This window comes from Dermatophilaceae bacterium Soc4.6 (assembly GCA_039889245.1).
Taxonomy (GTDB): Bacteria; Actinomycetota; Actinomycetes; order Actinomycetales; family Dermatophilaceae; genus Lapillicoccus.
On sequence record JAZGVH010000002.1, the window covers coordinates 764148 to 777990 of the forward strand.

The 13843-nt window shown below is 71.4% G+C and carries 12 protein-coding genes; 3 read left to right on the top strand and 9 right to left on the bottom strand.

What is annotated here, in order from left to right; all coding sequences use genetic code 11:
- Window positions 1–81: 81 nt before the first annotated feature.
- The gene (locus V3N99_03665) at window positions 82–1749 is read left to right on the top strand and encodes an APC family permease (GenBank protein MEO3935837.1); all 1668 of its coding nucleotides are present in this window, start codon (window positions 82–84) and stop codon (window positions 1747–1749) included.
- Window positions 1750–1769: 20 nt separating this feature from the next.
- Here the strand turns inward: V3N99_03665 and V3N99_03670 are convergent, their stop codons facing one another.
- The 6 genes from V3N99_03670 to V3N99_03695 all read right to left on the bottom strand — a co-directional run bounded on the left by V3N99_03670 (window position 1770) and on the right by V3N99_03695 (window position 8562).
- Entirely contained in the window at window positions 1770–2621 is an 852-nt protein-coding gene (locus tag V3N99_03670; GenBank protein MEO3935838.1) for an HAD hydrolase family protein, read from the bottom strand.
- Window positions 2618–3739, bottom strand: coding sequence for a branched-chain amino acid aminotransferase (locus V3N99_03675; protein ID MEO3935839.1), 1122 nt, complete (start codon window positions 3737–3739; stop codon window positions 2618–2620). Before V3N99_03675 ends, V3N99_03670 begins: the two co-directional genes overlap by 4 nt.
- Window positions 3740–3880: 141 nt before the next feature.
- The gene (locus tag V3N99_03680) at window positions 3881–4984 is read right to left on the bottom strand and encodes a 3-isopropylmalate dehydrogenase (protein ID MEO3935840.1); all 1104 of its coding nucleotides are present in this window, start codon (window positions 4982–4984) and stop codon (window positions 3881–3883) included.
- Between the two features lie 147 nt (window positions 4985–5131).
- Window positions 5132–6160, bottom strand: a complete 1029-nt coding sequence (ilvC, locus tag V3N99_03685) for a ketol-acid reductoisomerase (protein ID MEO3935841.1) — start codon at window positions 6158–6160, stop codon at window positions 5132–5134.
- Between the two features lie 77 nt (window positions 6161–6237).
- A complete protein-coding gene (gene ilvN, locus V3N99_03690) occupies window positions 6238–6750 on the bottom strand; it encodes an acetolactate synthase small subunit (GenBank protein ID MEO3935842.1) in 513 nt (170 codons plus the stop codon).
- Window positions 6751–6759: 9 nt separating this feature from the next.
- Window positions 6760–8562: an acetolactate synthase large subunit gene (locus V3N99_03695; GenBank protein MEO3935843.1), complete on the bottom strand. Its 1803-nt coding sequence runs from the start codon at window positions 8560–8562 to the stop codon at window positions 6760–6762.
- Between the two features lie 328 nt (window positions 8563–8890).
- Between V3N99_03695 and V3N99_03700 the strand changes: the two genes are divergently transcribed.
- The gene (locus V3N99_03700) at window positions 8891–9802 is read left to right on the top strand and encodes a GNAT family N-acetyltransferase (GenBank protein MEO3935844.1); all 912 of its coding nucleotides are present in this window, start codon (window positions 8891–8893) and stop codon (window positions 9800–9802) included.
- Between the two features lie 53 nt (window positions 9803–9855).
- A complete protein-coding gene (locus tag V3N99_03705; GenBank protein ID MEO3935845.1) occupies window positions 9856–10956 on the top strand; it encodes a DNA polymerase IV in 1101 nt (366 codons plus the stop codon).
- 33 nt (window positions 10957–10989) lie between these two features.
- Here the strand turns inward: V3N99_03705 and ilvD are convergent, their stop codons facing one another.
- From ilvD to V3N99_03720, 3 genes are all read right to left on the bottom strand, one after another.
- Window positions 10990–12696, bottom strand: a complete 1707-nt coding sequence (ilvD, locus tag V3N99_03710) for a dihydroxy-acid dehydratase (GenBank protein MEO3935846.1) — start codon at window positions 12694–12696, stop codon at window positions 10990–10992.
- Between the two features lie 57 nt (window positions 12697–12753).
- Window positions 12754–13134, bottom strand: a complete 381-nt coding sequence (locus V3N99_03715; GenBank protein ID MEO3935847.1) for a VOC family protein — start codon at window positions 13132–13134, stop codon at window positions 12754–12756.
- Window positions 13135–13244: 110 nt separating this feature from the next.
- Entirely contained in the window at window positions 13245–13766 is a 522-nt protein-coding gene (locus tag V3N99_03720) for a histidine phosphatase family protein (GenBank protein ID MEO3935848.1), read from the bottom strand.
- Between the last annotated feature and the right edge of the window lie 77 nt (window positions 13767–13843).

The following is a 13843-nucleotide window of genomic DNA, read 5'->3' on the forward strand; positions in this document are numbered from 1 at the left end:
GTGGTGAACGGGTCACGCGGTGTAGAGGTAGAGGGTTGCGCGACCCAACCACCGGCCCGACCCCCCTGAGAGGTGACCTTCATGACCACCGCCAGCACATCGTCCCGCCGAGCCGACCCACCCGACAGCCCACCCCTTAAGCGCCACATCGGCGCCGTCGGGCTGCTCTTCGCCAGCGTCGGCTCCATCATCGGGTCCGGATGGCTCTTCGGGGCCCTCAACGCCTCGCGTCAGGCCGGGCCTGCGGCCACCATCTCGTGGGCCCTCGGCGGCCTGCTCATCCTCTTCATCGCCCTGTGCTACGCCGAGCTCGGCACGATGTTCCCCCTCTCCGGAGGAGTCGTCCGCTTCCCCCACATGGCCTTCGGCAACCTCGCCAGCTTCACGTCCGGCTGGATCACCTACGTCGCCGTGGGCACCACCGCGCCGATCGAGGTCGAGGCGGCCCTGCAGTACGGCACGCAGTACGCCGACTTCACCACGAAGAACACGGTCGGGGGCGAGACGGTCTACACCCTCACCGCCCTGGGCTACGCCGCGGCGGTCGTCCTCATGGCCGTCTTCGTGATCATCAACTACTACGGGGTGAAGTGGTTCGCCCGGATCAACAACGCGCTCGTCTCGTGGAAGCTCTTCATCATCCTGCTCGTCATCGTGGCCTTCTTCGTCACGTCGTTCCACGGCGAGAACTTCAGCTCCCACGGGTTCACCCCCGAGGGCTGGCACGGCGTCTTCACGGCGATCGCGACCAGCGGCATCGTCTTCTCCTACCTCGGGTTCCGTCAGGGCATCGAGCTCGCGGGTGAGACCGACAACCCCCGTCGCAACGTGCCGCTGGCCGTCATCGGCTCCGTGCTCCTGACCGCCGTGATCTACATCCTCCTGCAGGTGGCCTTCATCGGGTCGCTCGACCCGGCGGTGCTCACCTCGTCCGACGGCTGGGCCAAGCTGTCGTTCACCGACGACTTCGGGCCGCTCGCCGCGGTGGCCACGGCCCTCGGGCTCGGCTGGCTGGCGGTGCTGCTCTACATCGACGCGATCGTCTCCCCCGGCGACACCGGCCTGATCTACACCACAGTCACCTCACGCATCTCCTTCGCCATGGCCCGCAACGGCAACGCCCCGCAGGCCCTGGCCCGGACGACCCGTCGCGGGGCCCCGCTGATCGGCCTGCTGCTCGCCTTCGTCATCGGGCTGATCGCCTTCCTACCCTTCCCGAGCTGGCAGCAGCTGGTCGGCTTCATCACCTCGGCGACCGTGCTCTCCTTCGCCTCTGGCCCCCTCGTGCTCGTGGCCCTGCGCCGGCAGATCCCCGACACCGAGCGACCGTTCCGACTCCCCGGCGGCCACGTCATCCCGTTCCTCGCCTTCTGGGGCTCCAACCTCATCGTCTACTGGTCCGGCTGGACGACGGTGTGGAAGCTGATGGTGGCCGTGCTCATCGGCTTCGTCCTCCTGGGCCTCTTCGCGGTGACCGGGGTGCTGCGCGGGCAGTCCCTCGACCTGCGCGCCGGTCTGTGGGTCCTGCCCTGGCTGGTGGGGCTGACCGTCATCTCCTACCTCGGCGACTACGACGGCGGACTGGCCGTGCTCGGCTTCGGGACCGCCATCCCGATCGTCGCGGTGCTGTCGGCGGCCATCTACGTCCTCGCCTACACCCTGCGCCTGTCACCGGAGGCGGCCTCGGCGTACATCGCCGACACCGTCCACGAGGCCAGCGTGGAGGAGCAGGAGCTCTCGGGGTCCTGAGCCCCTCGACCCCCGCGGCCTCAGCTGTTGGCGAGGAGGTGCTCGACCACCCTCGCCACACCGTCGTCGTCGTTGCCGGCCGTCACCAGGTCGGCGGCGGCGACGACGTCGTCGTGGCCGTTGCCGACGGCCACGCCGGTGCCGGCCCAGGCCAGCATCGGCAGGTCGTTGGGCATGTCGCCGAAGGCCCAGACCGCCGAGGCCGGTACGCCGAGCTCCCCGCACCAGGTCGCGAGCGCTGCGGCTTTGGTCACCCCCGGTGCCGTGATCTCGGCCAGTCCACCGGCGCCGGAGTAGGCGACGACCCCGCGCTCACCGACGACCTGGGCCACCCGGGTGCGGAAGGCCTCGTCGTCGAGGTCCGGGTGCCGGGCCAGCAGCTTGCCGACCGGATCGCCCGTGAGCTCCTCGACCGGCCCGCGCAGGGCGCCGGGCGGCACCGGGTAGTCGGAGGTATAGCCCTCGTCGAGGCACAGACCCGTGCGCCGCTCGGCCCCGAAGACCGTGCCCGGCAGCTCACGGCGCAGCTCGGTCACGAGGGCCGCGACCTCCGCGACCCCGAAGCCGTGCTGCGCGACGACGGTGCGACTCGGCACGTCGTAGACGAAGGCGCCGTTGGCGCAGAGTGCGATGCCGTGCGCCCCCACCATCGACGAGAGCTCGTCGAGCCAGCGGGGAGGTCGTGCGGTGACGAGCACCGTTGACAGTCCTGCCTGCTCGGCCGCCGTCCACGCCGCGCGGGTGCGCTCGGACACCGACCCGTCGGTGCGTAGCAGCGTGCCGTCGAGGTCGGAGGCGACGACCCGCACGCGCCCCAGACGTCGTACGCGGTCGCGCACGACGTCGGGGCCGATCCGGTCGACCACGCTCACACGAGTCGCGTGAGCCAGCCGCGGGTGTCGTCCGTGCGGCCGTACTGGATGTCGAGCAGGCTGCTGCGGATCCGCAGGGCGGTCTCGTCGACGTGCCCGGGGCCGCGGTGGTCGACGCTGCCGCCCTCCCACTTCAGCTCGCCCACGGGGGTGACGACGGCGGCCGTGCCGCAGGCGAAGACCTCGGCCAGCTCGCCCGAGGCGGCAGCGTCCTTCCACTCCTGGATGGGGATGCGTCGCTCCTCGGGCCGCAGCCCGAGGTCGGCGGCCAGCTGCAGGATCGAGCTCCGGGTGACGCCCTCGAGGATGGAGCCGGTGAGGGCAGGGGTGACGATGCGCCCGTCCTTGAAGACGAGGAAGAGGTTCATCCCCCCGAGCTCGTCGATGTAGGTCTGGGTCTCGGAGTCGAGGAAGACAGCCTGGTCGCAGCCGTGCTCGGCCCCCTCGAGCTGCCCGGCGAGGCTGGAGGCGTAGTTGCCACCGCACTTGGCGGCGCCCGTGCCACCGGCGCCCGCTCGCGCGTAGTCGGTCGAGATCCACAGCGACACCGGCTTGACGCCGCCCGCGAAGTAGGCGCCCGCCGGCGATGCGATGACGCAGTAGGTGACCTCGAGCGACGGACGCACCCCCAGGAAGCTCTCGGAGGCGAACATGAAGGGCCGCAGGTAGAGCGACTTCTCGCCCGTCTCGCCCGGCTCGGGGACCCACGCCTGGTCGGCGCTGACGAGGGCACGCAGCGACTCGATGAAGTCGGGCGTCGGCAGCTCGGGCAGGGTGAGCCGGCGAGCGCTGCGCTGGAAGCGCGCGGCGTTGGCCTCGGGTCGGAAGGTCCAGACCGACCCGTCGGCGTGACGGTAGGCCTTGAGGCCCTCGAAGATCTCCTGCGCGTAGTGCAGGACCGCGCAGGCGGGGTCGAGCTGCAGCGGCCCGTATGCCGTGACGGCCGGCTCCTGCCAGCCCTGGCCCTGGCGCCAGACGGCGGTGACCATGTGGTCGGTGAACGTCCTGCCGAAGCCCGGGTCAGCCAGGACGGCGTCGCGCTGCGCGTCGGGGAGCGGACGGGGGTTGGGGGTCACCTCGAAGGTGAGGGACGCCGTGGGATGCAGAGTGCTCGTCATCGAAGGACCTTCCGAAACGTGTCGTCCGAGCGGGGTCGGGTCGGACCCGGCGGCCGGACGGGTGGTGCGGCTGCCGGTCAGGCGAGCGTACTGCGTCGCGAAGGGACCGGCGGAGCGCGGGGAGCGGGGAGCGGGCTGGGCTCAGGCCAGCCGCGACGCGATGGCGTCGCCGACGGCCTGCGTGGAGCGTGGGGTCGTGCCCCGCTCGGCGAGGTCGGACTCGACCGCGGCCTCGACGCGGGCGGCGTCGTGGGTGCGGCCGAGGTGGCGCAGGAGCATGGCCACGGACAGGATCGTCGCCGTGGGGTCGGCCTTGTGCTGCCCCGCGATGTCGGGCGCCGACCCGTGCACCGGCTCGAACATGCTCGGCGCGGTGTGGTCGGGGTTGATGTTGCCGCTGGCGGCCAGCCCGATCCCGCCGACGATGGCGGCGGCGATGTCGGTGATGATGTCGCCGAAGAGGTTGTCGGTGACGATGACGTCGAAGCGACCGGGGTCGGTCGCGAGGAAGATCGTCGCGGCGTCGACGTGCAGGTAGGCCGTCTCCACCTCGGGGAACTCGGCGCCCACCTCGTCCACGGTGCGGCGCCAGAGGTGGCCGGCGTTGACCAGCACGTTGTGCTTGTGCACCAGGGTGAGGTGCTGACGGGGCCGGGCCGCGGCGCGCGCGAAGGCGTCGCGCACGACCCGCTCGACGCCGAAGCGGGTGTTGATGCTCACCTCGGTGGCGATCTCGTTCGGGGTGCCGGTGCGCACCGAGCCACCGTTACCGACGTACGGTCCCTCGGTGCCCTCGCGGACGACGACGAAGTCGATGCCCTGCGGGGCGACGCGCTCCACGGCCAGCGGGCTCTCGACCCCGGGGTAGAGCCGTGACGGACGCAGGTTGACGTAGTGCTCGAGCGCGAAGCGGATCGGCAGGAGCACCCCCCGCTCGAGCACGCCGCTGGGCACGCTCGGGTCACCGATGGCACCCAGGAGGATCGCGTCCTGCTGCCGCAGCTCGGCCAGCACGGAGTCGGGCAGGGTCTCGCCCGTGGCGTGCCAGCGGCGCGCGCCCAGGTCGTAGTCGGTGGTGGCCACGGTCAGGGCGGCGCCGGTCACGGCGTCGAGGACCTTCAGACCCTCGGCCACGACCTCGGGGCCGATGCCGTCCCCCCCGATCACCGCCAGCGACAGGTGGTCGGCCGGGTCGGCCGGGTCGGCCGGGTCGGTGGAGGCGGCGGTCTGGGACGAGGCGGTCATGGCCTCCACCCTAGGTGGTCGTCTTGAGGGATGGGACAGACGTCTCGGATGACGAACGCCCGGACGGCCAGTGGGGGGCGGCAGACCGGCCGGTCACCCGCGAGGGGGTGACCGGCCGGCTCGTCGTACGACGTGCTGGTGCTCGGCTCAGCGGGCGGCCGAACCCTCGACGTAGTCGCTGTCGGAGTCCTTGATCCAGCTCATGAGGCCGCGCAGCTTCTTGCCGGTGGCCTCGATCGGGTGCTCGGCGCCCTTCTTGCGCAGGGCGGTGAACTCCGGTGCGCCGGCGTCCTGGTCGTCGATGAAGTGCTTGGCGAAGGTGCCGTCCTTGATGTCGGCGAGCACCGCCTTCATGTTCTCCTTGACGTGCGCGTCGATGACCCGCGGCCCGGAGACGTAGTCGCCGAACTCGGCCGTGTCGGAGATCGACCAGCGCTGCTTGGCGATGCCGCCCTCGACCATGAGGTCGACGATGAGCTTGAGCTCGTGCAGGCACTCGAAGTAGGCGACCTCGGGCTGGTAGCCGGCCTCGGTGAGCACCTCGAAGCCGTACTGCACCAGCTGCGACGCGCCACCGCACAGGACAGCCTGCTCGCCGAAGAGGTCGGTCTCGGTCTCCTCGGTGAACGTCGTCCCGATCCCGCCGGCCCGCAGGCCGCCGATGGCCCGGGCGTAGGACTTGGCGAGGTCCCAGGCGGTGCCGGACGGGTCCTGCTCGACGGCGAGGAGCACGGGCACCCCACGGCCGTCGGCGTACTCACGGCGCACGAGGTGCCCCGGGCCCTTGGGGGCCACCATGAGCACGTCGGAGCCGGCCTCGGGCGTGATGTAGCCGAAGCGGATGTTGAAGCCGTGCCCGAAGAGCAGGGCCGCACCCTCCTTGAGGTTCGGCTTGATGTGCTCGGAGTAGACGGTGCGCTGCACCTGGTCGGGCGTGAGGATGACGATCAGGTCGGCCTCGGCGGTCGCCTCGGCGACACTCAGCACCGTGAGCCCCTCGGCCTGCGCCTTGGCCCGGCTCTGGCTGCCCTCGGCGAGCCCGACGCGCACGTCGACCCCGGAGTCGCGCAGGTTGAGCGCGTGGGCGTGGCCCTGGCTGCCGTAGCCGATGACGGCGACCTTCTTGCCCTGGATGATGCTGAGGTCTGCGTCGTCGTCGTAGAACATCTCGGCCATGAGGCCAGTCTCCTTATGTTGTCTGCTGTACGGGGTTTGTCGTACGGGGGTCTGCGGGTTGGTGCGCTGTGGGGCGACTACGCGGTGCGCAGCGACCGGTCGGTGATGGAGCGGGGGCCGCGGCCGACACCGACGACGCCCGACTGGACCAGCTCGCGCACCCCGAACGGCTCGAGCAGCGCCAGCAGCGCCTGGACCTTGTCGGCCTTGCCGGTGCACTCGATGGTCAGGGAGTCGTGGGCGACGTCGACGACGCGAGCCCGGAAGAGCTCGGCCGTCTCGAGGATGTGGCTGCGGGTGGTGACGTCGGCCCTGACCTTGACCAGGACCACCTGGCTCTGCACCGACTGCACCGGGTCGAGCTCGACGACCTTGAGCACCTCGACCAGCTTGTTGAGCTGCTTGGTGACCTGCTCGAGCGGCAGCTCGTCGACGTCGACGACCACCGTCATCCTCGAGACGTCGGAGTGCTCGGTGGGACCGACGGCGAGGGAGTCGATGTTGAAGCCGCGGCGCGAGAACAGGCCGGCGATGCGGGCCAGGACGCCGGGCTTGTTCTCGACCAGGACCGACAGGGTGTGCTTGCTCATCAGGGCCTCTCAGTCCTCTCGGTCCCACACGGGGGCCGCTCCGCGGGCATTCAGGATCTTGTCGTTGCTCACGCCGGACGGCACCATCGGCCAGACCATGGCGTCGCGGTGCACCACGAAGTCGATCACGACCGGACGGTCGTTGGTCTCGAGCGCCAGGCGGATGGCGGCGTCGACGTCCTCCTCGCGCTCGACCCGGATGCCGAGGCAGCCGTAGGCGTCGGCGAGCTTGACGAAGTCGGGGATGCGCACCTGGTCGGCGCTCGTGTGCAGGTCGGTGTTGCTGTAGCGCTGGTTGTAGAAGAGGGTCTGCCACTGCCGCACCATGCCGAGGCTGCTGTTGTTGATGATCGCGACCTTGATCGGGATCTCGTTGATGACGCAGGTCGCGAGCTCCTGGTTGGTCATCTGGAAACAGCCGTCGCCGTCGATGGCCCAGACGACGCGGTCGGGCTGGGCGACCTTGGCCCCCATGGCGGCGGGCACGGCATACCCCATCGTGCCGGCGCCGCCGGAGTTGAGCCACGCGTTGGGGCGCTCGTACTTCACGAACTGGGCCGCCCACATCTGGTGCTGCCCGACCCCCGAGGCGTAGATCGCCTCGGGTCCGGAGATCTCACCGATGCGCTGGATGACGAGCTGCGGCGACAGGCCCTCGTCCTTGGTGTAGCCGAGGGGGTAGGTCTCCTGCCACTCCTTGACCGTCGCCCGCCACGCGGCGTAGTCGGCCGCCGGGGTCGACTCGTCCTGCTGCTCGGTGCGCACCGACTCGATCAGGTCGGCGATGACCTCCTTGGCGTCACCGACGATCGGCACGTCGGCGGTGCGGTTCTTCGAGATCTCGGCCGGGTCGATGTCGGCGTGGATGATCCTGGCCTCGGGGGCGAAGGTCGACAGCTGGCCCGTCACCCGGTCGTCGAAGCGGGCACCGATGGTGATGAGCAGGTCCGACTTCTGCAGCGCCGTCACCGCGGCCACCGTGCCGTGCATGCCGGGCATGCCGAGGTTGAGCGGGTGCGTGTCGGGCACGACGCCACGGGCCATGAGGGTGGTGACGACCGGGATCTGGGTCAGGTCGACCAGCTCGCGCAGCAGGGCACTGGCCTCGGCGCGCACGATGCCACCGCCGGCGTAGATCACCGGGCGGCGGGCGGCGGTGATCAGCCGCGTGGCCTCGCGGATCTGCTTGCTGTGCGGGCGGGTCACCGGTCGGTAGCCGGGCAGGTCGGTGGTCGGCGGCCACGAGAAGGTCGTCGCCCCCTGCAGGGCGTCCTTGCTGATGTCGACGAGCACCGGCCCCGGACGGCCGCTGCGGGCCACGTGGAAGGCCTCGGCCAGCGCCCGGGGGATGTCGTCGGGGTTGGTGATGAGGTAGTTGTGCTTGGTGATCGGCATCGTGATGCCGCGGATGTCGGCCTCCTGGAAGGCGTCCGTGCCGATCGACTTCGACGACACCTGGCCGGTGATCGCGACGATCGGCACAGAGTCCATGTAGGCGTCGGCCAGGGGGGTCACGAGGTTGGTGGCACCCGGGCCCGAGGTCGCCATGCAGACCCCGACGCGACCCGTCGCGGCGGCATACCCCTCAGCCGCGTGGCCCGCGCCCTGCTCGTGACGGACCAGGATGTGGCGCACCGTCTTGCTGTCCATGAGCGGGTCGTAGGCGGGCAGGATCGCGCCGCCGGGGATGCCGAAGACCGTGTCGACGCCGAGCGCCTCGAGCGACCGGACCAGCGACTGGGCCCCGGTGACCTGCTCCGGAGCAGGGGTGGGGCTGGGCGAGGCCGGGCGGGTCCGGCTCTGCGGGGCGATGTCGGCCGGGGATGGCCTCACCGGTGTGGCGCTGTCGCTCACGGTTGTCACCTTCGTGTCGTGCGGTCGTCTCTGACGGCGGTGCTGGCTCTGACGGCGGATCGGGTGGTCGCGCCCACAAAAAAGCCCTTCGGTCCGAAGGAGGACGGAAGGGAGGCGCGTCGGGCTCGGGTCGGTGGACCGTCGTCAGACGCGCTGGAGAACTACGAGAAGTCGTGCCACGTCCCAACCGTGCTCCCGGAGGCACGGTGGTGTCAATCCGGCCCCTCAGGCGTCTCACCATCCGATACTCCTGTGTCACAGGGCGGACGGCGTAGGGTCTGACGGCATGGATGCGTCAGTCCCTCCCGCAGGCTACATCGCGCGCCGTCTCCAGCTCTCCGACGCCGGCCGGGTGGCCGCCGTCGTCGCCGCCTGCGAGGAGCACGACGTCGGTGAGGTCCTCGTCGAGGAGGCGGACGTGGTCGGTGACTGGCAGCGACCCGGCTTCGACCTCGCCACCTGCGCCGTCGGGCTCGAGCACGACGGTGAGGTCGTGGCCTACGTCGAGATCTACGGCGCCCGCCGGGCCGAGGGGCACGTCCTCCCCCGGCACCGCGGGCACGGGCTCGGCACCTGGCTCGCCGCCTGGTCCCGTGACGCGGCCCGGCGCGACGGTGGCGTCGTCGTCGGGCAGGGCGTGCTGCAGGGGTCGAGCGCCGACCTGCTGCTGACCTCCCTCGGCTACGAGGTGCGGTGGACCAGCTGGGTGCTCGAGCTGCCGGAGCCGGCCGTGCTCGCCGAGCACCCCCTGCCGGCGGGTTGCACCCTGCGGGACCTCTCCCTCGACGACGAGCACGACCAGCGGCGCGCCTTCCAGGTCATCGAGGATGCCTTCGCCGAGTGGCCCGAGCGGCAGCCCATCGCCTTCGACGACTGGGCCGCGACGAGCGTGCGGCGGCCCGGGTTCGCGCCGGGGCACCTGCGCCTGGCGGTGGACGGCTCGGACGCTGTGCTCGGAGCCTGCCTGCGGGTGCCGAGCAACGGCACGACGTATGTCGACCAGCTCGCCGTGCGACGTCAGGCTCGGGGGCTGGGGCTCGCCCGGGCCCTGTTGGCCGACGCGTTCGCTCTCGGGCGCGCTGCCGGGGGCGTGCGCTCCGAGCTGTCGACCGACTCCCGCACCGGGGCCCTGGGCCTCTACGAGAGGCTGGGCATGAGCGTGCAGTCGACCTGGGTGCACCGAGCCATCGACCTCTGACCCGGCGCCGCGGCGTCGGCCGCCGGAGCGTGCGTGGAGGAGAGGATGGGGGCATGACGGCCTGGGTGCTCCACGTCGACCTCGACCAGTTCCTGGCGGCGGTCGAGGTGCTGCGGCATCCCGAGCTGGCCGGCCGGCCCGTGGTCGTGGGTGGGCGGGGCGACCCCTCGGAGCGCGCGGTCGTCTCGACTGCGTCCTACGAGGCCCGAGAGCTCGGCGTGCGCTCCGGTATGCCGCTGCGGGTGGCCCGGCGCAAGATCCCTGACGCCGTCTTCCTGCCGGTCGACCGACCGGTCTACGAGGAGGTGTCGGCCCGGGTCATGGAGACCCTGCGGGCCCAGCCCGACGCGGTGGTGGAGGTGCTCGGGTGGGACGAGGCCTTCGTCGGGATCGACGACGCGGTGGCGGGCGACCCCCTCGCCTACGCCGAGTCGATCCAGCGCGCGGTGCTCGAGGCGACTGAGCTGCACTGCTCCGTCGGCATCGGGGACACGAAGGTGCGGGCGAAGATCGCCACCGACTTCGGGAAGCCCCGCGGCACCTACGTGCTCACCCGTGACAACTGGGTGGAGGTGATGGGTCATCGGCCCACGACGGCAGTCTGGGGAATCGGGCCGAGGATCTCCGCCCGTCTGGAGCGACACGGCATACGGACGGTGCTCGAGCTGGCGGCAGCCGAGGAGGCAGTACTGGCAACGGAGTTCGGTGCTCGCATGGGGCCGCACTACCGCAGCCTCGGGCGGGGCCTGTCCAGCGCGACCGTCGACGACACCCCGTGGGTCGCCCGGGCCCACGGCCGCGAGACGACCTACCAGAGCGACCTCACCACCGAGCTGGAGGTGACGCGGGCCATCCGCGTGCTCGCCGATCAGGTCGAGCAGGACCTGCGGGCTGAGGGCCGCCCCTGCCAACGGGTCGCCCTCAAGGTGCGCTTCGCCCCGTTCCACACCGTGACCAGGATGCGCAAGCTCCCGGAGCCGACCTACGAGGCGGTGCACCTCGCCGCGGCGGCGCTCGAGCTGCTCGCCGCCCTCGGCGACGGTGAACGCCCCATCCGCCTGCTCGGGGTGCGAGCCGAGATGGTGCCCCCGGAGGGCGGCTACGACCCGCCCCGCACGACGGGACGAGGAGGCCCGGCAGCCTCACCGCTGTGACGCCGTCGGGCCCTCATGGTGCAGGGGCCAGTGCTAGGCCAGCACGGCGCCCTTGCTGGCGCTGCCGACGAGCTTGACGTACTTCGCGAGCACGCCACGGGGATACTTCGGCGGCGGCGGGGTGAAGCCCACGGCGCGCGCTTTGAGCTCCTCGGCGGTGACCTCGACGTCGAGGGTGCCGTGGGCGACGTCGAGGGTGATCGTGTCACCGTCGCGCACGAAGGCGATCGGGCCACCGTCGACGGCCTCGGGGGCGACGTGCCCGACGCAGAGCCCGGTGGTGCCACCCGAGAAGCGACCGTCGGTCATCAGCAGCACGTCCTTGCCCAGGCCGGCGCCCTTGATCGCCCCGGTGACGGCGAGCATCTCGCGCATCCCCGGGCCCCCCTTGGGGCCCTCGTAGCGGATGACGACGACGTCTCCCGCCACCAGCTTGCCGGCCTCGACGTAGTCCATCGCCGCGCGCTCGCCGTCGAAGACCCGGGCGGTGCCGGTGAAGACGTCGGAGTCGAAGCCGGCCGACTTCACGACGGCACCCTCGGGGGCGAGCGTCCCGGAGAGGATCGTGATGCCGCCGGTGGCGTGGATCGGGTTGTCCATGGCCCGGATCACGAGACCGTCGGGGTCGGGGGTCGGCACGCTCGCGAGGTTCTCGGCGACCGTCTTGCCGGTGACCGTGAGGCAGTCACCGTGCAGGATGCCGGCGTCGAGCAGCGCCTTCATGACGACGGGGATGCCGCCGATACGGTCGATGTCCTTCATGACGTAGCGCCCGAAGGGCTTGACGTCGGCCAGGTGCGGCACCTTGGCGCCGACGCGCTTGAAGTCCTCGATGGTCAGGTCCACCTCGGCCTCGTTGGCGATGGCCAGCAGGTGGAGCACCGCGTTGGTCGACCCACCGAACGCCATGGTCACGGCGATGGCGTTCTCGAAGGCCTCCTTGGTCATGATCTGACGGGCCGTGATCCCGCGGCGCAGCAGCTCGACGACGGCCTCCCCCGACTTGCGGGCGAAGGCGTCACGCCGACGGTCGGTCGCGGGTGGCGCGGCGGAGCCGGGCAGCGACATGCCCATCGCCTCGGCGATGGCCGCCATCGTGTTGGCCGTGTAGAACCCACCGCAGGCGCCCTCGCCGGGGCAGATCGCCCGCTCGATGGCGTCGACGTCGGCGAGCGACATCTTGCCGGCGGCGCAGGCCCCGACCGCCTCGAAGGCGTCGATGATCGTCACCTCCTTCTCGGTGCCGTCCGAGAGCTTGGCGATGCCGGGCAGGATCGTACCGGCATACAGGAAGACGGAGGCGAGGTCGAGGCGGGCGGCGGCCATCAGCATGCCGGGCAGCGACTTGTCGCAGCCGGCGAGCAGCACCGACCCGTCGAGCCGCTCGGCGCTCATGACCGTCTCGACCGAGTCGGCGATGACCTCGCGCGAGACCAGCGAGAAGTGCATGCCCTCGTGACCCATCGAGATGCCGTCGGAGACCGAGATGGTGCCGAACTCCAGCGGGTAGCCCCCGCCGGCGTGCACACCGTCCTTGACCGCCTTGGCCAGCCGGTCGAGGGAGAGGTTGCAGGGGGTGATCTCGTTCCAGGAGCTGGCGACCCCGATCTGCGGCTTGACCCAGTCGTCGTCGCCCATGCCGACCGCGCGGAGCATGCCTCGTGCGGCGGTCTTCTCGAGCCCGTCGGTGACGTCGCGGGAGCGGGGCTTGATGTCGGGCGTCGTCGTCGGAGTCGTCATGGACCGAGCATAGAACCGGATGTGCAGGGCGCAGCAGCGGTATCGCCGGGCCGGTGCTCAGGCGCTCGCGGCGCGCTCCGCCGCACTGCGCTCGACGCAGAACTCGTTGCCCTCGGGGTCGGTCATCGTCACCCAGCCCGTGCCGTCGGGTCGGCGGTGGTCGGCCACCTGGCTGGCTCCGAGCCCATGGAGGCGCACGACCTCCTCGTCACGCGTCGTCTCCGGGGTGAGGTCGAGGTGGACGCGGTTCGTGACCGACCTGCCCTCGGGCACCTGCTCGAAGAAGACCGACGGACCGGCAGGCTGGTGGACGACCGCCGCGGGGTCGCCGGGGAAGTCCTCGGGATCCATGGCGACACCGAAGACCTCGCACCACCGCCGCGCCTGCGCGGAGGGGTCGTGGCTGTCGACGGTGATGTGGTTGATCGTCGTCGGCACGGCGCCACCCTCGACGCGGTGACCGGCACTCGTCAAGCCGTTTCCGCCTCAGCAGGCAGGGGTCCCGTATCCGCGACCCTCGTGGGTCTGCGCCTGCACACGGCGGGCACTCAGGCGCGGCCGACGTGGAACCGCTCGAGGGTGGCGTCGCCGACCCCGAGATCGGCCCACCCGACGTCGACGCGCAGCACGCTGACGCCGCAGGTCGGGTATCCGTCGGCGAGCGCCCGGTGCGCCTCCACCGACCCCTCACCGTCGCTGAGCCCGCTGGCGAGCTCGGGCACGGTCGGCGCGTGCCCGATGACGAGCAGGGTGGCCACCTCGCCCGCGTCCTCGCGGATGGTCTGCAGGAGCGCCTGCGTCCCCCCCTGGTAGACCGCCCGGCGGTACTCGACGTACTCCGTGTGGCACCCCCCGTGGGCGATGCCGGCCCACGTCTCGCGGGTCCGCTGCGAGGTCGAGCAGATCACCAGCTCGGGGACGATCCCCTGCTCGTGCAGCCACCGGCCCACCGCCTCGGCGTCGCGCCGCCCGCGCCCCGTCAGCGTGCGGTCGTGGTCGGGCTTGCCGGGCACCTGCTCGGCCTTGGCGTGACGGACCAGCACGAGGGTGCGCTCCAGCGACGACGACATACGCCCGAGCGTACGACGAGCCGCAGCCCCCGTCACCCCCTCGGGCTACCCGCCCACCTGCACGAGGGTGAGGTTCT

Excerpts from the sequence above, each read along its gene's own strand:
- V3N99_03665 (MEO3935837.1), top strand. The coding sequence starts at position 82 with ATGACCACCGCCAGCACATCGTCCCGCCGAGCCGACCCACCCGACAGC.
- V3N99_03675 (MEO3935839.1), bottom strand. The coding sequence starts at position 3,739 with ATGACGAGCACTCTGCATCCCACGGCGTCCCTCACCTTCGAGGTGACC.
- V3N99_03680 (MEO3935840.1), bottom strand. The coding sequence starts at position 4,984 with ATGACCGCCTCGTCCCAGACCGCCGCCTCCACCGACCCGGCCGACCCG.
- ilvC (MEO3935841.1), bottom strand. The coding sequence starts at position 6,160 with ATGGCCGAGATGTTCTACGACGACGACGCAGACCTCAGCATCATCCAG.
- ilvN (MEO3935842.1), bottom strand. The coding sequence starts at position 6,750 with ATGAGCAAGCACACCCTGTCGGTCCTGGTCGAGAACAAGCCCGGCGTC.
- V3N99_03700 (MEO3935844.1), top strand. The coding sequence starts at position 8,891 with ATGGATGCGTCAGTCCCTCCCGCAGGCTACATCGCGCGCCGTCTCCAG.
- V3N99_03705 (MEO3935845.1), top strand. The coding sequence starts at position 9,856 with ATGACGGCCTGGGTGCTCCACGTCGACCTCGACCAGTTCCTGGCGGCG.
- ilvD (MEO3935846.1), bottom strand. The coding sequence starts at position 12,696 with ATGACGACTCCGACGACGACGCCCGACATCAAGCCCCGCTCCCGCGAC.
- V3N99_03720 (MEO3935848.1), bottom strand. The coding sequence starts at position 13,766 with ATGTCGTCGTCGCTGGAGCGCACCCTCGTGCTGGTCCGTCACGCCAAG.